Below are 22368 nucleotides of genomic sequence, written 5' to 3' on the forward strand. Positions count from 1 at the left end.
GGAGCGACTGTAACACATAATTTACGATATTGTTGAATGAAAAAACAACTCCAAGGATTGGTTAAATTATCAACCAATGTATCTTAAATTCTTAACCGCTAATTTACACAAATAATATTCTAATGAATAGCGGGCAGGGAGAGCAAGATGCAAAAAAAATGGGATTTAGCCACGTTAGCAATTCATGGTGGGCATAAAAAAGAACAGTTTGGCGCGTTAGTGACACCACTGTATCAAAGCGCCACTTTCGTATTCGACAATGCACAGCAAGGTGGAGCACGTTTTGCTGGTGAAGAACCTGGATATATTTATACACGACTCGGTAATCCGACAACCGATGAGTTAGAACGCAAAATGGCTTTACTTGAAGGCGCAGAAAGCGCGGCCGCATGCGCATCTGGTATGGCAGCTGTTTCTGCTGCATTAATGACACATCTTAAAGCTGGCGATCATCTTGTTGCATCAAATGTTGTATATGGCTGCACCTTTGCATTATTAAACACTCAATTAACCCGATTTGGCATCGATGTCAGCTTTGTGGATTTTACGGATACATTGGCAGTGGAAGCAGCAGTGCAGCCAAACACAAAACTGGTGTTTTGTGAAACACCAGTAAACCCACATTTAGAAGTTTATGATTTACGCGCTATCGCAGATATTGCTAAGCGTAATGGACTGGTTAGTATTGTAGATAATACTTTCATGACACCACTTTTACAGCAGCCATTATCCATGGGGATTGATATGGTGGTACATAGCGCAACCAAATATTTAAATGGTCATGGGGATGTTATTGCTGGCATTGTTTGTGGTAGTAAAGAACATATTGATGGACTAAAGCACGACATTTTGAAAGATTTTGGTGGTGTTATGTCTCCCCACGATGCATGGCTCATTTTAAGGGGCTTAAAAACCCTTGATGTAAGATTGACCCGACATTGTGATAGCGCTGAAATAATCGCTAACTTTCTCGAGAATCATCCTCAAATTAGCCAAGTATTTTATCCAGGGCTTAAATCTCATCAAGGACATGTGTATCTTGGCAAACAAATGAAACGTGCAGGCGGGGTGATCGCATTCGAGTTAAACGGTGACATGAAGACAGCGATTAATTTTGTTAACGCTTTATCTCTATTCACAATAGCTGTCAGCTTAGGGGATGCTGAATCATTAGTGCAACACCCTGCATCAATGACTCATAGTGCATACTCTCCTGAAGCCAAAGAAGAAGCTGGGATCACTGATAACTTATTACGCATTTCTGTGGGACTAGAAAATGTGGAAGATTTGATCGCTGATATCGAGCAAGCATTTATTAAAGGTAATTGAAATAAATAAGCCCGCTATTAGCGGGCTTATATGTATTTGGCTTAAGTTAACTGCGGCCTAGGTTGAACACGGCTTATATTAAATAAGGCTCAGGTTAATTAGTTGGTAGAAACGGTTTCTGCACCACCGCCAGAACCACCACCAGAACCAATGGCACCAGGTGCTGGAGCTGAACCAAATGAACCACCACCGGCAGTTAATGTTTCTTCTACCGCTTTGGCAACGATAGAAGGGTCGACACCATTCGCAAGCGCAATAGCCAGTATTTCATCTGGGTCCATACCTGAAGCCGCCGCAGAGGCAAGAACCTGAATTATCATTTCTTCATTGCCATCGGTTGCTTGTATCGCTAAAGCAAGAATTTCACCAGCATCTTCAGGGGTTGCGTTAAATTGTGCTAATGCATACTCCGCAAGTGATACTCCTTGTTCATTTGCTTGAGTGACACCGGCTACGAATTCGGTTTCGGTTACTGCAGCTATTCCATTACTGGAAACCATTGCTGATAAAAGTAATAAACTTAGCTTTAAGTTACGCATCATTATTCCTTAATTTGTGTCGAAGTATTAAATCTATTAAGTAAAAGTATAGTCTCTATTTCGCCCTCTTTGGAAGAGACGATAGTATTATAATGACTCACAGGGTACAGCCCATTCCCTTGCAAACCATCAATATTCATTTGTAAACAGTGAGTTGAAATGGTTATATTTTCAACGTGGGGAGCAATTATTTTTATTCCAATACCGTGACATATTTGTGTTACGGTTTGGACAAAAAAGCGAGAGTCAGCTTCTTCCAGATCTCTAATATAACCGCCATCCAGTTTGATATAGTCAATATCCATGTTTTTGATATAAGAAAAAGAGCTTAAGTTGGCACCAAATCGTTCAAGGGTTATTTCAATGCCCACTTGTTTAGCTCGACTGATAAACTGCTTGGTAGACTCAACAGATGCCATTGCTGCTGATTCATTAATTTCAAAAATTAACTGAGGAAGCTGTGCTTTATGTTGTTGGTATATTTGAAATAACCAATTGGTGAATGATTCATCGTGAATAGCGCTATTACCAATGTTAATGGCAATTTTAGCCTGTTTAACTTTTAATAATTTATGAAAAATAAAGCTCACAACAGCCTGCTCTAACTCGCTAGATAAGTGTAATCGCTCTGCCATGGCGAAAACTTCAGGAGTGGAGAAAACTTCATCTTCTAGTTTAAATCGCAGAAACGATTCAACATACATCAGATCTTTTTGGTTATTAATAATCGGTTGCAGCATTAGTTCGAAAATACTGTCCAGTTCGTGCATATTCTCAAGATTTCGTTGAGTATTGTTAGATGATGAATAAGCGATAAATTGCTTTAAAATTTCTAACCATTTGATTCTTGAGTGACCTTGACTATCAGATGCTGTAATTTGATTGTTTTGAGTATTTAAATAATATTGCTGGGTGGCAATCTCTGTATCGCATCGTTGAACAGCACAAGTAAATGACTCTGATAAGTCTACTTTCGTAGACACATGTTTAGCGAACCCTTGAGGATATTGTGTATTACTTGCAAGGCTGATTGACTCATTTAATGAACTGTTTAGTTGTTCTGCTTCATTGGATGACATTAGCGATAAAATAATAAATTCTGAGCCTGACACCCTGAACATCGTAATTTGATTGAAAGGCGTTATTTGTTTTTTAAATAGGTTTGCCGCTTCTGTAATATAATTGTCTCCAGCGCTGTAACCTTCAGAATCATTGATTTGCTTCAATGATGTCATTGAAATGAGGTTCATGTATAAAGCCGAACCGGTTTCATTCGCTTCGACAATGTAAGAGTCAAACCTTTTTAACAATGCTCTGCGATTGGGTAAATCAGTCTGACTATCTAAGTAGACTTGTTTTGATAACGATTCTGCCAATTGTGTTTGTTCTTGAAAAGTTTGGCGAATGTTTTCGACCATTTTATTAAGCGCATTGACTACAGCTCTTAATTCCGTGGTGTAAGGAATTTCAGAATTAATTTCGAATTGTTTTGTTGCAACAGCATTTGCTTGTCTTTCAATTCCTTTTAAAGGATATAAAACCGCTTTTAATATGAAGAAACCTGCAATTAATGCGATACATAATTGCATGCAGGTTATCCATAAAATATTTTTACTATGATTCCATAAGGTGTTGTAGGCCGAACCTGAGTGAGATTGAACCTTGATTTTTCCAGCTATAACCCAGCCATTAGATACTTCGCTTGTCATTACTGGTGGTGATAATAAAAATAGCTTGATAAACCAGTTGGGTATATGTTGCGTGCCGTGTGGGTTAGTTCTTGAAAAAATTATTTTGTCATTAAGATCATAAAATGCTATCGATTGATAATAACCTGAATCAAATAGTGCGTTTGTCATCGTTTTTGCGATAACTAACTCCTCTTCATCCATATAAGGCGAAATAGAGAGGCCTAAACTATGTGCAGCGTCTTGTGCATGTGAGGAAAGTTGGTCTTCGAGGTAGGTCTGCATACTCGTTATATTGTTATAAAGAGATGCACTAAAGGTAAAAATAGTTAAACAAGCAATTAATAAATAAAGCTGTGTTTTTAAAGATAACCCTTTCTTAATGCTCACTACTTTGCTCCTATTATTGGCCTTGCTCAATTCTTTCCATTAATGCAGTCCAATCTTTGGAACCTGCTCCGCTTTTTACTTTATTACCTAAACCTTGAGCTTTAGCTAACCATAATCCTTGACCGTTAAACGAATAAATTGGCTTCAAGTCACGACGTTTGTTTGCTGGGAGAATTCTAGTGTTCAAGTTGTCTAATACCAGTGGCATTGAACTGGGGGTATCTGAATAAATAAGAACCATGTGAGGTTCATTAATCGTTAGTGCACGGACATACATTAACCTTAACTTTGATTCATCTATACCCAGTGCTAATAAAGTCATGTACTTAAAAATCGCGAAATCTTCACAATCACCGGATCCTGTACCTAAAGACTCTATAGGCGTTGCCCAATAATCTTGTTTTTTCCAATGCTTGATATCTGATTTGAAACTAATGTTTCGATTAGAAAACTGATTTACAAGATTTAATTTTGACAGAATCTCGGATTGTTGTTCTGCCTTAATTAACGCTTCCCATTTATAAAAAATATCCAATCTTTCAGTGGTGTAACGACTCTTGAGCTGTTCATAAAATTCTATATTAAATGTTTTTTCTGAAATAAAAGAAAAGCAGCAAAAGCTAAACAGCAATAATGCTATTGGAAGTCGGCTTATCATGTTCCGCTTATTAGAAACAATATAAACACTCATAAATAATGCTAGATATTGATTAGGTATCATTAATGATCGCAATTATGATTAAAAAACGAACTAACTTAGGGCGTAGACTTTGAGTTGATATCTCGTTTACTTTACCAGCCGCTTTATCGGAAGTCATTTTTACTCTAACTGTAATTTAATTTCAAAATAATTACCCCTTGTAATGAAAACGTAATAATTTTGTTTTTTTACCTCGTCCTTCAAGTATCTATCGCTTTAGCGTGTAAGTGTATGAGGTATAGGTAATATGTGACGTACTTATTGACGTTTTGCATATTTTAAAATAAAAAACCTGTTATATCAATGGTTGTAAGTGTGCCGCTCGAGTGTCATAATATTGACACTCGTTTGGTTTAAGATAATTTCAACTTGGTTTGATTTTTGCTTGTATTGATGTGTTTTCTCGTTTGCTTTTAACATGTAATAAATTTTCATAATAAATTTTAGTTATTTAAAACATGGGTTTAATATCGAATGGTGGCGTAAAAGTGAAATGTTAAATAGCCATTGTCATTAATTTTTAACCTAAACCAAGCTAAAGTTGGTGTTTGTTTTAGAGATGTTGTGTGTTTATTGCTTTGTTGTGGTGCATCGGGCGGCTTACGTTAAGTTTAGTTCAAGTTTATTGAGTATATAGAAATTAGGATTTATGGAAGAGATGTGCAGCAATCTGGAAGCTGAAATTCAGGGGCGGTAGCGTGTCTTTTCTTGCTATTAATGGAATATATGTAAGAGGTTTTAGATGAAAGTCACTGTTTTTGGTATTGGTTATGTTGGGTTAGTGCAGGGTGCAATTTTAGCGGATGCGGGTCACGACGTATGCTGTATTGATGTTGACCAGAATAAAATTGATAACTTGCAAAAGGGCATCATCCCAATCTATGAACCTGGCTTGAGCTCTATAGTAGAAAAGAACTATGCCGAAGGGCGTTTAACGTTTTCAACGGACGCGGAGTTTGGTGTTAACTTTGGAGAGTTGCAGTTTATTGCGGTTGGTACTCCTCCTGATGAAGACGGATCTGCTGACCTTAAGTATGTTTTGAAAGTGGCAGAAACAATCGCTACCCATATGAGTTCTAGTAAAATTGTGATTGATAAATCAACGGTTCCAGTTGGGACGGCTGATAAAGTACAAGCGATGATAACAAATGTCCTTAATGAACGTTTTTTAAGCCGTGAGTCTCAACCTAAATTCTCAGTAGTATCTAATCCAGAGTTTTTAAAAGAAGGCTCAGCTGTATCAGATTGCAAACGTCCCGATCGCATTGTCATCGGAACCCATTCTAAATATGCAGAAGATTTAATGCGTGAACTGTACGAGCCTTTTAATAGAAATCACGAAAAAATAATTGTGATGGATGTCAAAAGCGCTGAATTAACCAAATATGCCGCAAATTGTATGTTAGCGACTAAAATTAGTTTCATGAATGAGATGGCTAATATTGCTGAAAAAGTTGGCGCTGATATCGAGCAAGTAAGACAAGGTATTGGATCTGACTCAAGAATTGGATTTCAATTTATTTATCCTGGTTGTGGTTATGGTGGTTCATGTTTTCCTAAAGACGTACAAGCATTAGTGAAAACTTCAGATGCGATAGGGTATGAATCTCAAATACTTAAAGCTGTAGAAGCAGTCAATTACTCGCAAAAAAATAAACTTTTTGAATATATTTGTCAGCATTATTTTCCTGAATTGAATCATCAAGCTGTTATAGAAAATAAAAGCTTAACAGGTAAAACTGTGGCGGTATGGGGTTTAGCATTTAAGCCTAATACTGATGATATGCGTGAAGCTCCCAGCCGAGTGCTTATGGATTCTTTATGGCAAGCGGGGGCTAAGGTTCAAGCGTTTGACCCAGAATCAATGGAAGAAGCGCAGCGGATATATGGTAATCGCAACGATTTAGGCCTTATGGGGACAAAAGAAGCTGCATTGAATGGCGCTGATTTATTGGTGATATGCACTGAGTGGCAAAGCTTCAAAGCACCCGATTTCGATAACATGAAGTCACTTTTAAATGAAGCTGTCATTGTCGATGGTCGAAACTTATTTAATGTGCAGCGTATGCAACAAAAAGGCATTAAGTATTACAGTATTGGCCGTACACCAAAGCAGATGAATTAGAAGAATATAAACTGCGTAAGTAAATGTTGACCGTAGAATTAACTAAGACTTTTACCATGGATGATAAGTTTGAAGAGCGCTACAAGTATGTCGAACCAACATAAGAAATCGAAATATAATTTTGCCAATACTGGTTGGTTACTTATCGAGAAAGTGTTGCAGTTGTTTCTTGGTTTAGGCGTCGCTATTTATGTTGCGCGTTATCTTGGCCCTGAGGATTATGGGGTGCTGAGTTATAGCCAAAGCTTAGTGATGATGTTTTCTGCAATAGCAGCTTTGGGGATCGATAATGTTATCGTAAGAGAGTTAACCCAAGATAGAGATAATGTTCACCGAATCATACCTTCGGCTATCATAATGAAATTGAGTGGTGGCGCTTTGTCTGCCTGCCTTTCAACTGTGACAGCTTGGATAATTGCCCCTAGCCCTGACATGGCTGTATTAGTTGCAATTATTTCAGTTTCTATGATGTTCAATAGTTCTATTGTAGTGAATTTATTCTTTCAATCTGTTGAGAAAATTAAGTTCTCAGCAATCGCAAATTCATTTGCTTTTACTTTCTCTGCTTTAACTAAAGTGACGTTTATTTTAATTAATGCTCCTTTGAGTTGGTTTGCTTTTGCTTTATTACTTGATTCAATTTATATCGCAATTGCATTATTAATCGTGTTTCTTCGCTTCAAACCACAAATGGCCGCTAAATACACCTTTGATTATAGCTTTGCAAAACGTGTTTTTTTGGAGTCTTGGCCTTTAATATTTTCAATGTTAGCTGTGATGGTTTATTCCAGAATAGATCAACTCATGCTAATGCAAATGATTGGTAAAGAGGCTGTGGGACACTACTCAGTAGCAGTGAAACTCTATGATGCAGCAATTGTTTTACCCACAGCAATTATAGTGAGCTTTTTTCCAAGAGTGGTTAATGCGATGAAAGAAACTGATATTGCGACAGCATTTAATCGTTATTTCCAAATACCCATAATATTGGCTATATCGATTGCAATATTTGTTACTTTGACTTCATTTTGGTTTATCCCATTATTATTTGGTGAGCAATATCAAGCATCGAGCTCTGTACTTAATATTTTGATTTGGGGTGCAATTTTTACTGTTCTAGGGATGATTCGCTCTCGTTGGGTCACGATGAAAAAACTTCAGAAGTACACCATTGTTTATGTCGTTATTGGAATGAGTATCAATATTTTATTGAACCTTATATTAATACCTAAGTATGGAATTACAGGCGCTGCATGGGCAAGTTTTGCTGCTCAAGTTTGTTCTGGATACATTGGCGTATTACTGATGAGAAAAACTCGACCATTTTTTAGAATAGCATCAAATTTACTTAACCCATTTAGATGGAATTTTCACAGAGGGATTCATGGATAGCACTGTTTTTTTTAGACCGATTACTCAATATGAGAACTTGGGTGATTTAGTGATCAACCAAGAATTATTGAAAGCATTGCCGGTAAATTCTTCTGTAGTGATAGAAGCCAAAGGTGTACCAACATGGTTCGTTGAAGCCTTGATTAAAGATATCAAGATTGAACAGGTTCTAACTGAAAAAAAACCTTTTTATAAAAGAGTGATTAAATCAATATTCAGTCATAAACAAACTTACTTTTTAGATGTTCCTGGGCATGTTTTTTATGAAGCTGCGGATAGAAGTGGTTGGTTTAGGTTCATTAAAATGCGCTTATTTAGCTTATTGGGGATCCGTTATGTTCGTCTCGGTGTCTCATTAGGGCCCTATGGTGACTCTGCATTAGCACTTGAGGTGCAAAAGAGTAGAGCCTATTTTTATACTGGCGTGCGTGAAAAATATAGTCACCAATATTTAAAGAGTGTCGGGATTAATAAGTTTGAGTACTTTCCAGATTTTGGTCTATGTTTAGATTATTCATCAGGTGACAAGACAGAAAAGTGTGGCGTTGGGTTTTCTTTTCGTTCAGGAGTTGTTTCATCAAATGCTAATAATGCTGAAAACACGCTAGCAATTTGTGATGCATTAAACACCATCAAGCAGTCTTATCAGCTAACACCGATAGTTCAAGTTAACCTCGATGATGATTACATGTCTTTGCTTGCTAATGAAATAGAGCTAGACACAGCGAGTATTACTTTTTTTGACCATGACGCAGACAAAATATTCAGTGCATATGAGAATGTTAAATTCGTCATTTCAAATAGGCTACATGTGTTAATTTTCGCTTTATCTAGAGGTGCGATGGTCATTCCGTATATCGATAGGAGTCGACATACGAAAGTGACAGGTGTGTTTGAAGATATTGGGTTGGGTGATGTGATATATGATATCGCAAATCCAACTGACATTAATGAACACTTACAGTTAGTTGAAAGCATCTTTAGTGGGCTCTGTGTCGAGAGTATTTTTAAAGATAAGAAGCAAAAAATTACTAAAATCTTATCAGAATCAGTTTTTAAAACTGATTAATTGTCATTGTTTACGGAAGAGTATTGATGTTAGTCAGTGTCTATATCACCACCAAAGATCGTCTTGAGCTACTAAAAAGAGCTGTAGAATCCGTCATTTCTCAGACCTATGCTCATGTTGAGATTATTGTCGCAGATGATGGTTCAACCGATGGTTCTCATGATTATCTCCGCAACATGCAAGCCGAGGGAAAACTAACGGCGATAATAAACGCGGGTGAATCAAAAGGTGCTTGTTACGGTAGGAACCGAGCCATTGAATTAGCGAAAGGTGAGTTCATCACCGGTCTCGATGATGATGACTACTTTGAAAACTGGCGAATTGAAGCTTTCTTAGACTACTGGAATAAAGAAAAGGTAGACAATAAAAATATTGCAGGCCTATTTGATAGTGTTATTGAGTTAAGAAGTGATGGCAAGCATAAATACAATGAAACTAGTTTCGTTTCATATGATCAGTTAAGACACAGTAATGCTGTAGGTAATCAAGTTTTTACCAAGACAGAATATCTTAAAGCGATTGCTGGGTTTGATGAAAAAATGCCAGCATTACAAGACTGGGATACATGGATTAGACTAACTGAAAAATATGGGGAACTGATAAATATTCAGAAGTTTTCTTATATTATCGATCAAATCCATGGAGAAGTGAGAATTTCTGAAAAGAAAAGTGCGCGTATTAGAGGTGCTTTCTCCCTGCTGCAAGAGAAATTACATCCAATGAGCTTCTCGGAAAAGGTCAGTGTGACAGATGCTCTTTACCGTTATAAGCAGATAGACATTAATATTAATGAGATCTTTGTTCTGCTATTAGGTTTTAAGTTTAGAAAAATTGCACAAGTATTAAAATGGAAAATGTTGAATGGTTAATTCATTTTATATTTTTTCTCCATTGCTATTTTATATCGTTTTCTTACGTTCTTCTTTAGATCCTGTTCTTGAGTTGACTAAAGTTGCAGGTATTGGAATGGGGGCCGTTCTTAATTTACTTGTCGTTTGTTTTTTTGTAATTGTATGTTTTATTAAAAAGTTTGAATTGCCACGCAGTTTTTTCAAGGTATGGTCACTCTTTATTGTTACTGGGATGATCTCTTTGGTTATATCTCCTGATAAAATTGGTTCGGCTAGATCTTTTTTTGCGGTATTAACTTATTATTCAATTTTCTCTTTATCATTTTACTTTATAAAAAGTAGAGAGGACTTCGCAAGTATAATAAAGTTAGTGGTTTATTCAGCTGTAATTCCATTTTGTTTTGTATTTAAAGAGTTTGCGCTGCCTGCGGCAAGTTATACAAAAGATGGTTTTAGATTGTTTGCATCATTTTCGCATCCTAATATCTTTGCATTTTATTTGGTTTTAGTTATTTCAATGTGTTTTTATGCGATGAAGTCTAAAGTTATTATGTTTGAAGCATCATTTATAAAGCATGCGAAACTCATTTTATTCTTCGGTATTATCTGTTTGTTAATAACAAAAACAAGAAGTGCTTGGGCAGCGCTTTTATTTGTTTTTATCTTTTATGGTCTCCTTTCTGAAAGGCGATATTTACTGTACCTGTTTGTACTTGGTGCAGTTGCTATGTTCATCCCTTCGATACAAGAACGAGTAGTAGATATTTTTAGCGGTGTTACTGCTGATGACTTAGCTTATGGGGAGGTTTTAAACTCTTATGCGTGGCGTCAAATTGTATGGATTGCTTCATGGGACTATATTATTGCTAAGCCGTTTTTCGGCCATGGTTATGATACTTTTTCTTACTATTTCCTCGAATTTTTTCCATTAGAGGGCTCCAGCAAATTTGATGCCCATAATGCATATGTTCAAATAGCTTTCGATATGGGTTTTGTAGGTGTTATAGGTTTCTTAACCATTTTCTTGTCTATCATCAAAGAGATGTTGTCTTACTATAAGTTTGATAAGCCCGGTACGGCTATCCTGTTGGGTGTTATTTTATCTTATATGCTCGTTTGCTATTCGGATAACATGTTTTTTTACTTATCTTACAATTGGTACTTTTGGCTAGTTATGGGTTCTTTTTATTATCTTTCAAGATTGGAAGCGAGTTCACTCCATAGGAGTTTACATGCAGTTAATGTCTAAAATAGATTTGACGATTGTTTTAAGAGCATTTTCAATTTTTGCAATTGTTTCTGGTCATTTGGGGTTTATTCATTTAGCTGGTGGTTCTTTCTATTTAATTTTTCTGTCAGGTTATAATTTCGTTAGATTTAATTACCCTAAAGTTAAACGGGCAAATGCTGGTAAGGATTACTTTGATATTGTTTCCTTTGTAAAAATTTACTTTGGGTTCATCATCAAGATAATTGTTCCTGTTTTACTCTATACATTTTTTATCTACACATTTTTAGGTCGGTTTTACCTTGGTGGCGTTTTTCTTGTATCTAATTTTATTGGCCCTAACTATGCTGATGGTTTAACATTTTGGTTTATTGAGGTTTTGGTTCAAATATATGTTTTGTTTGGCTTAGTTATGATTTCAAATTATTTCTATTTTTGGATTAGTAAAAAGCCTTACCAATCATTTTTGTTCGGATTTGTTATGTTTTACATACTTTCCATTGTGTGCCGAATGATATGGGACACAAGCTTTTACTTAGATAGATTTCCTCACTTAATGATGTATATATTTTTTGCAGGTGCTTTAGTTGCTTTTAGTACTGAGACTAAAAAGAAAGTAATTACTTCAGCTATATTATGCTTGATAGCCCTAGAGTTTGTTTTGTTTGATTTTAATAGCAAAGTATTATTTTTAATGTTGGGAGCTATTGCAACGGTTTGGGTCGACAGAATTTCAATTCCAAAGGTATTGCATTGGCCTATTAATATTATCGCCATGTCATCCTTATTTATCTATTTAGTTCATTTTCAAGCTAAGTCCTTAATTGATAAATTGATCCCCAATTTACCAGCATTTGCCGTGGTGCTATTTGCGTTATTGACAGGGATTATCATGTCTGAGTGCTGGCAAAGAAGATCTAAATTTATTCAGTTTTCAAAAAAATCGTTTTCAAAAGGCCATTCTAAGTGAAAATTACTTATTTTATTAATCAGTACCCTCAAGTCAGTCACACTTTTATAAGACGTGAAATCATAGCGCTAGAGCAACAAGGTTTTGAGATTCAACGCATTGCTCTTCGTGGCTGGGATGCTGATATCGCTGATGAAACAGATAAGATAGAACGTTCTAAGACGCAATATTTACTCAAAGATGGGGTGAAATCGCTTGTTCCATTTTTTGTTAAGCGATTAGTGAAACAGCCTGCCTCTATCATTCGTGCAATAGTAAGTGCCGTTAAGTTATCAAAAATGTCAGAACGGAGTTTACCTTATCATTTGGTTTATCTTCTTGAAGCTTGCAAGTTAGCCAGCTTTATGGAGCAGTTTGATAGTCGTCATGTGCATGCTCATTTTGGCACTAACTCTACAGAAGTTGTGATGTTAGCCAATTTGCTTATCAATACACCTTACAGCTTTACTGTTCACGGACCTGAAGAATTTGATAAACCACTTAGTCTTCATTTAAATGAGAAAATTGCCAATTCAAAGTTTGTATCAGCAATTACATCTTATTGTCGTTCGCAGCTTTTTCGCTGGGCAGATTATGAAGATTGGTCAAAAATTAGAATTGTTCATTGTGGTCTGGATGAAACGTTTTTACAGGGCCAGGTAACAGATCCTAGTATTTCAAGCACGAGACAATTTTTGTGCATTGGTCGCTTATGTGAACAGAAGGGACAATTGCTGTTACTAGAAGCATTTAAGGATTTAGTGGCGGTTGATCCGAATGTAAAACTGATTTTAGCCGGTGACGGTGATATGCGCCCTCAAGTTGAGTCATACATTAGTCAATTTGGTTTACACGAACATGTCGACATAACTGGATGGATAAGTTCGGGCGAAGTTAAGCGTTTATTAACTGATTCAGATGCAATGATTCTACCTAGTTTTGCTGAAGGTTTGCCCGTTGCGATTATGGAAGCTATGGCAATTGGTACCCCCGTATTAACGACTTATATAGCAGGCATACCTGAGCTTTTGACAACAAATGAAAATGCGATTCTATTTCCTGCTGGCGATGTAAGTGCCACGACAAAAGCAATGAAAGACTTCATTGAGCTAGATGAGGCTGCTTTATCTATACTCATTCATAATGCTTATTCAAGTGTTGCGACAAGGCATAATATTAATGTCGAAGCGGCAAAATTAGCTTGTCACATTAGACAAGGATAGAAGATGTTTACTCTAGATAACATAATTTCGTTTTTGGTTTTGATTATCATCGGTGTACCTACATTGATGATCAGCCTAGAGCTGCTCATAGGCCAGAGATTCAGTCGAAATAAGTTAGAAAGCATAAATAGACAACCGTGCTCAATATTGATGCCAGCCCATAATGAAGAGCTCGTTATTGAGCAAACTATACTGGCGCTTTTACCTCAGCTAATTGAGGGAGATCGATTCATCGTCATTGCAGATAATTGTACCGATAATACAGTCAGTATTTGTCAAATTCATTCAGTTGAAGTGATTGAGCGGCATGACCTTCATCAAGCAGGTAAAGGGTTTGCACTTGATTATGGGGTACAACATTTAAATAAATCAGTGGATATTCCACAAACCTTGGTGGTTTTAGATGCCGATTGTGAATTTGAACAAGGAAGTCTTGATAAACTTGTTAATCAAAGCCAAATTCAAAATTCAGTTATTCAATCTCTTTATTTAATGAAGTCTCCTACTGGCGCATCGATTAAAACTCGTGTTGCCGAATTTGCTTGGTTAGTTAAAAACAAGATTAGACCTACCGGTTTAGCAAAAATGAAAATAGGTTGTCATCTGCAAGGTTCGGGTATGGCGTTTCCATGGCGATTATTCACAAAGGTGTCTTTTGCTAGCGGCAGTATTGTTGAAGATCTGGAGCTAGGATTAAAGCTTGCTAGTATTGATGAACAAGCTAAATTCTATCCTCATGCTGTGGTTAATAGTTATTTTCCTGAGTCTTCTTTTGGCACCGAATCTCAACGAACTCGCTGGGAGCATGGCCATATTAGCGCCATGTCTATATTGCCTCACATGATGTTGACAGCATTGGTTAAAGGGAGAGTGAATGTATTTTTATTGGCATTAGATGCAGCTATCCCACCAACAGTGCTGTGGATTTTTATCGTAGTGCTAACTAATTTTCTAACCTTAATATTGTTACTCCTCGGGTTGCCTACTGCCAGTTACATTAGTTTGACCTTATTACTCGTTTTAGTTGGAGCCATAGCTATTTCTTGGTTATTTAATGGTCGAAGTATCATTAAGTTGAAAGATATTTTTGGCATTTTGGCGTATGTGTTTAGTAAGTTTTCAATCTATAAAAAATTCTTTACGGCAAGACAAAAAGAATGGGTAAGAACAGAGCGAGATGACAAATATGAACAGTAGTTCAATACTCGAAAAAGTTTCGTATATAGAAAAATCTAAAGTCGACGATTTCATTAATCATTTAATTAATGTTAATCAGCCAACGAGCTTGGGTTTTTTGAATCAACATGGCTATAACCTAATCGCTAAGTCCACTGAGATTGACGAATCTTTTAGGCAATTAGATTATGTGTTGCGTGATGGCATAGGCATCAAAATAGCGTGTAAATACAATCGTATTTCAGCTGGTGAGAACTTAAATGGTACTGACTTAATTCCTACAATTATTAAGCAAGCGCAATTTATCCACTCTGATATCAACTTTATAGTCTATGGCACAGTAGAGCCATGGTTGAGCATAGGCGCAAACAAGCTTTTTCTTGGCAACGACTATCAATCTTTAGACGGTTTCAAAGACGATGAGGCTTATTTAGACCATTTCAAAGATAACTGTAGTGATGAAAGGTTCAATATTGTTGTGTTAGCGATGGGGATGCCAAAGCAAGAAAGAGTCGCGAAGCTCCTCAAGCACGCTAACTCAGCAAGAACCTTAATTATTTGTGGTGGTGCAATCATTGATTTTCAAGCGGGTCGCCATTCACGAGCTCCAGATTTTTATCGAAATAACGGTTTAGAGTGGCTGTACCGATTAAGTAAAGAGCCAAAAAGGATGTTTTCTCGGTATGTGGTAGGCATTCCAATTTTCTTTGCGAATGTAGCGTTAAGAAAATAAATATATGTAGTGATTTGTGTCTAGCACTAAAGGCTATTCAGCATAATAACTATCCAACTAAAGTTTCAATTAAGCCTTTGTGTATTTTTAAAATCATTAACCAAATTTATTATTACAATTCAATATTCACTTTTTTAAAGGAGTAATTTGTGGATAAGCCCTCAAACTTCCATGTTGCACGAAATGGCTTAGCTTTTGCCTTTCGTCTGGCAGATGTGAGCTTTCTCATTGCAGCATTTTTTATCATGCTTTCTTTTCACGAAGTTGCATTTGATAGAGAGTATTTTTTGCTACTGATGGCAGAACTCTTTTTCTACTTGTATCTAGCAGAATCGATATCAATATACCGTTCTTGGCGATTAAGTAGTTTTCTTTACGTCCTTGGATTGATGTCCACAGTATTAGTCGTTTCGTTTTTTATACTAATCACAGCTGTTTTTTTATTTAAACAAGGAGACTACTACTCAAGAGTAGTGATGTTTGGTTGGTTTAGCTTATCAATGATCCTTCTTGTTGGTTGGAGATTATTAGTTCGAATTGTTAAGCGAAGTATGCGACGTAATGGTTATAGTTTACAGAAAGTTGCCATTATCGGCATGACTCAATCTGGCACCAACTTATACCAAGAACTTAATGAAAATATTGAGTTGGGTCTTCAGTGCGTAGGTTTTTACGATGATAGAGAGCCAGATAGAATTAACGGTGAATATTTAAATTTGCTAAATGGCTCTATTGATAAAGCAGTAGCAATGGCTAAAAAAGGTGAAGTGAAAAAGCTTTATATCTGTTTGCCTATGTTAGCAGAAAAAAGAATTTCAAATATTATTCATCAATTGGGCGATTCGACAGTCGATGTTTTAATTTTACCGGACTTTTTACTTAAAAATTTGATGCATGCACGTATAGGCCATGTTGGTGATTTAGATACGATTAGTGTTTTTGAATCACCAGTACACGGGATGAAAAACTTCTATAAACGAACTTTTGATATTCTATTTAGTTCGTTGGCGATTATTGCTATTTCGCCTGTTTTAATGGTGATAGCAATAGCGATTAAATTGACCTCCCCGGGAGCTGTGATCTTTAAACAAGATAGGTATGGTCTTGGTGGTGAGAGGATTAAAGTATTTAAATTCCGATCAATGACGGTGACTGAAAATGCAGCCAAGGTCACCCAAGCGACGAAAAATGACAGCCGTCTGACTTCTATTGGGGGGTTCCTAAGGCGAACTTCACTAGATGAACTTCCTCAGTTTTTTAATGTTTTACTAGGCACTATGTCAGTTGTTGGGCCTAGGCCTCATGCGGTTGCTCATAATGAAGAATACCGCCAGCTGGTTGCTTATTACATGTTGCGCCATAAAGTTCGTCCCGGCATTACAGGCTGGGCACAGGTTAATGGTTGGCGTGGTGAAACAGACACGATTGATAAAATGGAAAAACGTGTCGAATACGACTTGGCATACATACGCCATTGGTCTCTTTGGTGGGACGTTAAAATAATTTTTAAAACAATTTTTAAAGGCTTTACTGGAAATAATGCTTACTAACATGGAGAGTAAAATGAGAACCTTGATAGGCAATAAAAATATAATAGCAGTGTTAGTTGGTGCATTATTTGTCCCTGTTGCACAGGCTCAGAACACTGAAAATGCCGTCGTGATTAAAACTGATTCAGGGATCGACTTCACCCCAGGGTTAAATGCGAGTGTGAAGTATGATGACAACATCGCAAGTGCAAACCTTGATACTGAAGACAGTATGATTTTAGTGGTAACTCCTGCTCTTAAAGCTGAACTTCTTAGTGGCAATAGTTCTTATACCGCCGAAGCTGGTATTGAATATGCTGAATATTTCAGCAGCAGTGACGATAACTATTTAGATGGTTTATTTCGATTAAAAGCAGATGTGGAACTTAACCAGTCCAATCGGTTTAATATCATTGGTTCATACATTGCGGGTCATGAAGATAGGGGTACAGGTATTTTCGAAGGTGCAGGTAACCTGCAGGTAGAACCTAATACCTATGATGTATATGCCATTGGCGGTTATTACGAGTATGGCGCAAGAAGTACGCCAGCAAGATTAAGAATTAATGCTAAATACTTAGAAAAAGAATACAAGCGATATGAAGAGCTAACTCAATATAAAAACTACACTGATGTAACTTTCGGTGGTTCATTTTATTACGATGTGAGTCCTACAGCGAGCTTAGTTGCAAGCATTCAAAGCATTGATACTGAGTATAAAAAGAGTCCACAAGACATTGAATTACAAAATCGAGACAGTGTAACGACCAATTATTTACTCGGAGCAGACTGGGAAGCTACGGCCTCTACAGAAGGTAAAGTGAGAGTAGGTTATCAGCAGAAAAGTTTTGATAATGGTATTCGTGATGACTTTAGCGGTTTAACCTGGGATGTAGATATCACGTGGAGGCCATTAACTTATAGTGCATTGACGCTAAAAACAGGGCAGAGCAGTAAAGATCCTAACCTTTTGGGAGACTATGTACGTGAGACAAGTTACGGGGCTTCATGGGAACATAATTGGACAGAACTTTTTTCAACTAAACTAGGTTATGAAAGAGTAGAGGACGACTTTACTGGCATTATTAGGGAAGATAAAACATCAACGTACCAAGCCGCGATAGGATATTCAGTCGCGCGTTGGCTAATGTTAAGAGCAGGCGTTGATATTAATGAAAGTCGTTCATCGAGTGATATATACGAATTTGATAGAAATGTGTATTACATCAATGCTGAAATGACTTTGTAAAGGAAGGTTATGAAATTAGTTCTGTTGTTATTAGCGCTTGTGTTTACAAGCGTTAATGCTTTTGCCGAAAATGATGAAGATAATCATAGGTTATCGGCTGGCGATACGATCGTAATAAAAGTTTATGGTGAAGAAAAGCTAACGTTAGAAACCAGATTGACCAACAGTAGTACGGTTAATTATCCATTTTTAGGTACGTTAGCACTTAAAGGCTTAACAGTGAAAGAAGTTGAGAATTTAATTTATTCTGGATTGAAAGGTGACTACTTTGTCGAGCCTAGTGTTTATGTAGGTATTGTGCATTACCGTCCATTTTACATTCATGGCGAAGTAAAAAAACCTGGCGGGTATCCTTATCAACCAGGGATGACAATAAACCAAGCTGTAGCATTGGCTGGAGGATTAACAGAGAGAGCTTCAACAGATAAAATCTTTATCTCTCGTGAAGGGACCAAAACTCAGTCTGAAAGTGCGGAGATTAAAACTAAAATCAATGCTGGTGATACGGTAACCATAGAACAGAGATTCTTTTAATGATATCAACAACACCTATCGAAAAAACATCACCTATTATTCCTGAGCAGTTAATTGACTTTAAAAAACTCTTTAAGCCGTTACTGTATTTTAAGTGGCGCATTCTAGCTTTTTCTATTCTTGTTACCGCACTGACAGTGTTTGTGGTGATGAGTATGAAGCCTATTTATTCAGCCACATCGACGCTATTGATAGAGTCTGAACAAGCGAGTGCGATTAAAATTGATGAAGTGTATGGCATTAATTCAGGGCAACGGGAATATTATTTAACTCAATTCGAAATCCTTAAATCCCGCTCCATTGCTGAAAGGGTTTTTAACGAACTAGATTTGGAGAATCATCCTCAATTTCAGCCACAGCCATCGTTATTCAAGCAATTTAAAAATAACTTTGATTTTCTGCCAAAAGAAGAAAGTGCCCCAGTTGATCACAATAAAGTGTATCAACAAAGAGTGAGTGGTTTTGCAAGTAACATTTTTATTAGACCAATTCGTAAAACTCAGTTAGTTAATATTAGTTACGAAACCCCCGACCCAGAGCTCGCATCCTTAGTCTCCAATGCTGTAGGCGATGCGTACATTTTGAGTCAATTAGAAGCTAAAGCTGGGATGACTCAAAAAGCCAATATTTGGCTAGGTGGACGATTAGAAGACCTACGTGTCAATCTTGATGCATCAGAACATCGTTTAGAGCAGTTTAGAATTAAAAACGGCCTAGTGGATGTTGAAGGGGTTACAGCGCTAGATGCAAAAGAGTTGCAGCGTTTGAGTGATGAGATTACCGTTGCGAGATCTCGTAAAGCGCAAGCTGACAGTTTCATGGCCGTTGTTAAGAAGTATGGTGCAAATGACATTGGCAGATTAGAAAGTTTACCAGAAGTCACTTCTCATCTTTCTATTCAAAATGTCAAACGTGAAGTCAGTATTGTCGAACGTAAAGTGTCTGAATTAAAGCAAGTATATGGCCCTAAACATCCAAAGTTAATTGCAGCTAACGCAGAATTAGCCACAGTTGAAAAAAACTTGCGCATACAAATTGGCCGTTTGGTGCAGGGTATCGAAGATGAAGCGCAAACAGCGACTCAAAACCTAAAAGCGTTAGAGCAACAGTTTAATAGTTCTAAAGGTGACTTTCAGGATTTAAGTACCATTGATACCACATACAAACGCTTGGTTCGTGAAGTTAATACTAATCAACAATTATTTGAAAGCTTTCTTTCTCGCCAAAAAGAAACAGAAGTGACAGGTGATTTTGACTCGCCTGTCGCACGCTTTACCGATCGGGCAGTAACACCTTACAACCCTATTAAACCTAACAAGAAACTCATTGTTGTGGCTGCTTTCTTAGCCAGCTTTATTTTTGCTATGGTGGTTGTTTTAGTGCTTGATGCGTTAAACGATACAATCAAAACAACTGACGATGTTGAAAAAGTACTATCGCAGCGAGCGTTAGGTTATATCCCTAAAGCGGATAAGAAAGCCAGTTATGATGAAGTTAATTTTGCATTTTTTGACAGTAACGCCAAGATGCATGCTGAGTCAGTACGAACGATTAGAACATCGCTTTCTTTAATGGCGTTGGGGCAAGAACTTCGGATTATTGAAGTCTCATCTTCATTTCCCAATGAAGGGAAAACTACAGTAGCGATGAATTTAGCATTTGCTTTTTCAGGTATGGAAAAAGTGCTGATAATTGATGCTGATATGAGAAAGCCCAATATTGGCAGCCGGTTTGGTTTACCAAACTATCAACCTGGGTTATCAAATGTGCTATCAGGTGCTGATGATATTAATTCCTGCATTGTGAGAGATGTTAAGCCTAATGTTGATGTGTTAGCTGCAGGAGCCATTCCGCTCAACCCTCAAGAATTATTGTCATCTCCTTACTTTGCTGAAGTCATGACAATACTGAAGCAGCAATACACTAAAATTATTGTTGATACCCCTCCGATTCAAGCAGTAAGTGATGCGCTTGTTATAGCGCCCCACAGTGATGCAGTTGTCACCGTGGTTAAAGCTGCTACCACTCGCTCAGAAGCTGTTAAATTAACCTTGGCTAAATTATACCAGGCTCGAGGCAAAGTCTTCGGTGTCGTGCTAAATCAACTGAATATCAAAGACGCTCAACAGTATCATGGTCAATATGGTTATTATCAACCTTATGAAAGTAACGAGGTTGAAGTTCAGCTACCTGTTGATAAAGCCTCGTGATAGATATTCATTGCCACGTACTTCCTGGAATTGATGATGGTGCAAAAGATTTACAAGAATCGATTGCACTCATTAATTTGTCCGTTGAACAGGGAATTACCAGAATAGTGGCCACGCCTCATATTCACATTGGAATATATGATAACAACCTGAAAATTATCAATGACGCTGCAAATATAGTAAGAGATGAGCTTAAAGCTCAAGGCATGAATATTGAATTAAGCGTTGCGGCTGAAGTGCGCATCTGCCCTGAAATTATTTTATTTGCCCAGCAAGGTTTATTACCTTTTATTGGAGATTATCAAGAAAAAAAGGTTCTATTGCTTGAACTACCAAGTAGCCATATACCTGCTGGTGCTGACAAATTGATTGACTGGTTACTCAATTTTGACATCATTCCGATGATTGCACACCCTGAAAGAAATAGAGAACTGCAACGATATCCAGAAAGAATAAAGGTATTTCAACAAAGGGGCTGTTTATTTCAATTAACGGCAGCTTCATTGTTAGGGCAATTTGGAGAGCTACCTCAATTGACGAGTGAACGGTGGTTAAAAGAAAAGCTATATACTATTGTCGGCTCAGATTGTCATTCTATTAAGCGAAGACCACCAAAACTTCTAGAAGCTAGAAACGTGATCGCTGAACTTATAGATGAAGAATATGCTCAACAGTTAGTACATGACTTTCCTAATCTAATCTCTAAGCGACTTTTTTCATAAATGGAATATGATGCATAAAATGCCCTCAACACGCAGATTAATTTATGCTGCATTGATTGTTGTTTTGTTAGCTTTTCTACCTTTACTTATACAAAAAGGTGTAGCGAATGCCTATCATTTTAAAACCTTTTTTTATTTAAAATTGTGGGAAGGCAATCAACAGCCATCAAAAGCTCAATTTCAACAAGCGAAAGTTGCAGCTGTGAATGCTTATTCGCTAGATAACTCAAACCCTCATTACATATTATCATTTGCAAAAGTATTGGAGTGGGGGGCTTATCATCAGTTCTATGACATTGATGTCAAAAAACATAGTCAGCTCTATATGACAGCTATAAAGTTACGGCCATTGTGGCCTAATGCTTATGCAGATTATGGGGCTAGTCTCGCGTTTTTAAATAGTGACCTCGATACAGCTTGGCCTCTATTAGAAAAAGGCTTACGTTATGGCCCTTATACTCCTGAGGTCTTAAGGCAAGTGCTTGCAGTAGGGTTCTTTTTTTGGCCTCAATTATCTGTGGAACAGAAAAAGCTTGTACTTGAAACGAGTTTGGTTGCAGTTGAGTCACAATGGTCTATGAAATTAGAATTGCAGCAATTAACAAGAAATTATCAGCGTACATCGGTTGTGTGTAGTTATATGAAATACACTGCTATAGAGATTTCAGAGGCCGGACAACAATGGGTTTCAGAATCTTTATGTCACCATTTTTATAAAAGGTTTGGTTGATA

The 22368-nt window shown here is 37.1% G+C and carries 19 protein-coding genes; 16 read left to right on the plus strand and 3 right to left on the minus strand.

Features of this window, described 5'->3' with window-relative positions; translation table 11 throughout:
• Nucleotides 1-147: 147 nt before the first annotated feature.
• On the plus strand, nt 148-1329 hold the full coding sequence (gene megL, locus AB4153_RS09575) for a methionine gamma-lyase (protein WP_371997197.1): 1182 nt from the start codon (nt 148-150) through the stop codon (nt 1327-1329).
• Nucleotides 1330-1427: 98 nt separating this feature from the next.
• Here megL and AB4153_RS09580 read toward each other — a convergent pair whose 3' ends face one another.
• From AB4153_RS09580 to AB4153_RS09590, 3 genes are read right to left on the minus strand one after another with little or no spacing between them, the layout of a single operon-like run.
• Entirely contained in the window at nt 1428-1868 is a 441-nt protein-coding gene (locus AB4153_RS09580; RefSeq protein WP_102527069.1) for a hypothetical protein, read from the minus strand.
• A 2-nt stretch (nt 1869-1870) separates the two neighbouring features.
• On the minus strand, nt 1871-3946 hold the full coding sequence (locus AB4153_RS09585) for an EAL domain-containing protein (RefSeq protein ID WP_371997199.1): 2076 nt from the start codon (nt 3944-3946) through the stop codon (nt 1871-1873).
• 13 nt (nt 3947-3959) lie between these two features.
• The gene (locus AB4153_RS09590; RefSeq protein ID WP_371997201.1) at nt 3960-4637 is read right to left on the minus strand and encodes a transglutaminase-like cysteine peptidase; all 678 of its coding nucleotides are present in this window, start codon (nt 4635-4637) and stop codon (nt 3960-3962) included.
• 751 nt (nt 4638-5388) lie between these two features.
• Between AB4153_RS09590 and AB4153_RS09595 the strand changes: the two genes are divergently transcribed.
• From AB4153_RS09595 to AB4153_RS09665, 15 genes are all read left to right on the plus strand, one after another.
• Complete coding sequence (locus tag AB4153_RS09595) at nt 5389-6771, plus strand: UDP-glucose/GDP-mannose dehydrogenase family protein (protein WP_371997202.1); 1383 nt, start codon at nt 5389-5391, stop codon at nt 6769-6771.
• 87 nt (nt 6772-6858) lie between these two features.
• A complete protein-coding gene (locus AB4153_RS09600) occupies nt 6859-8163 on the plus strand; it encodes a flippase (RefSeq protein ID WP_229369913.1) in 1305 nt (434 codons plus the stop codon).
• Complete coding sequence (locus AB4153_RS09605; RefSeq protein WP_303517812.1) at nt 8156-9232, plus strand: polysaccharide pyruvyl transferase family protein; 1077 nt, start codon at nt 8156-8158, stop codon at nt 9230-9232. The genes AB4153_RS09600 and AB4153_RS09605 overlap by 8 nt, the downstream gene beginning before the upstream one ends.
• 26 nt (nt 9233-9258) lie before the next feature.
• Nucleotides 9259-10101 carry a glycosyltransferase gene (locus AB4153_RS09610; protein ID WP_102527064.1) on the plus strand — a complete coding sequence of 281 codons (843 nt, stop codon included), beginning with the start codon at nt 9259-9261 and terminating at the stop codon, nt 10099-10101.
• Nucleotides 10094-11332 carry an O-antigen ligase family protein gene (locus tag AB4153_RS09615; protein WP_371997203.1) on the plus strand — a complete coding sequence of 413 codons (1239 nt, stop codon included), beginning with the start codon at nt 10094-10096 and terminating at the stop codon, nt 11330-11332. The genes AB4153_RS09610 and AB4153_RS09615 overlap by 8 nt, the downstream gene beginning before the upstream one ends.
• A complete protein-coding gene (locus AB4153_RS09620; protein WP_303517807.1) occupies nt 11316-12281 on the plus strand; it encodes a hypothetical protein in 966 nt (321 codons plus the stop codon). The genes AB4153_RS09615 and AB4153_RS09620 overlap by 17 nt, the downstream gene beginning before the upstream one ends.
• Entirely contained in the window at nt 12278-13483 is a 1206-nt protein-coding gene (locus AB4153_RS09625; RefSeq protein WP_371997205.1) for a glycosyltransferase family 4 protein, read from the plus strand. Before AB4153_RS09620 ends, AB4153_RS09625 begins: the two co-directional genes overlap by 4 nt.
• A 3-nt stretch (nt 13484-13486) precedes the next feature.
• Nucleotides 13487-14680: a glycosyltransferase family 2 protein gene (locus AB4153_RS09630; RefSeq protein WP_371997207.1), complete on the plus strand. Its 1194-nt coding sequence runs from the start codon at nt 13487-13489 to the stop codon at nt 14678-14680.
• Nucleotides 14670-15392, plus strand: coding sequence for a WecB/TagA/CpsF family glycosyltransferase (locus AB4153_RS09635; RefSeq protein WP_371997209.1), 723 nt, complete (start codon nt 14670-14672; stop codon nt 15390-15392). Before AB4153_RS09630 ends, AB4153_RS09635 begins: the two co-directional genes overlap by 11 nt.
• Nucleotides 15393-15541: 149 nt before the next feature.
• Entirely contained in the window at nt 15542-16942 is a 1401-nt protein-coding gene (locus AB4153_RS09640) for an undecaprenyl-phosphate glucose phosphotransferase (RefSeq protein WP_303517801.1), read from the plus strand.
• 13 nt (nt 16943-16955) lie between these two features.
• Nucleotides 16956-18170: an outer membrane beta-barrel protein gene (locus AB4153_RS09645; protein ID WP_371997210.1), complete on the plus strand. Its 1215-nt coding sequence runs from the start codon at nt 16956-16958 to the stop codon at nt 18168-18170.
• Between the two features lie 9 nt (nt 18171-18179).
• The gene (locus tag AB4153_RS09650; RefSeq protein ID WP_102527057.1) at nt 18180-18704 is read left to right on the plus strand and encodes a polysaccharide biosynthesis/export family protein; all 525 of its coding nucleotides are present in this window, start codon (nt 18180-18182) and stop codon (nt 18702-18704) included.
• Nucleotides 18704-20914, plus strand: coding sequence for a polysaccharide biosynthesis tyrosine autokinase (locus tag AB4153_RS09655; RefSeq protein ID WP_303517793.1), 2211 nt, complete (start codon nt 18704-18706; stop codon nt 20912-20914). Before AB4153_RS09650 ends, AB4153_RS09655 begins: the two co-directional genes overlap by 1 nt.
• Complete coding sequence (locus tag AB4153_RS09660) at nt 20911-21636, plus strand: tyrosine-protein phosphatase (protein ID WP_303517792.1); 726 nt, start codon at nt 20911-20913, stop codon at nt 21634-21636. The genes AB4153_RS09655 and AB4153_RS09660 overlap by 4 nt, the downstream gene beginning before the upstream one ends.
• 10 nt (nt 21637-21646) lie before the next feature.
• Nucleotides 21647-22366, plus strand: coding sequence for a hypothetical protein (locus AB4153_RS09665; RefSeq protein ID WP_371997212.1), 720 nt, complete (start codon nt 21647-21649; stop codon nt 22364-22366).
• The last annotated feature ends 2 nt before the right edge of the window (nt 22367-22368 follow it).

The organism is Shewanella sp. 10N.286.52.E4 (genome assembly GCF_041468785.1).
GTDB lineage: Bacteria > Pseudomonadota > Gammaproteobacteria > Enterobacterales > Shewanellaceae > Shewanella > Shewanella electrodiphila.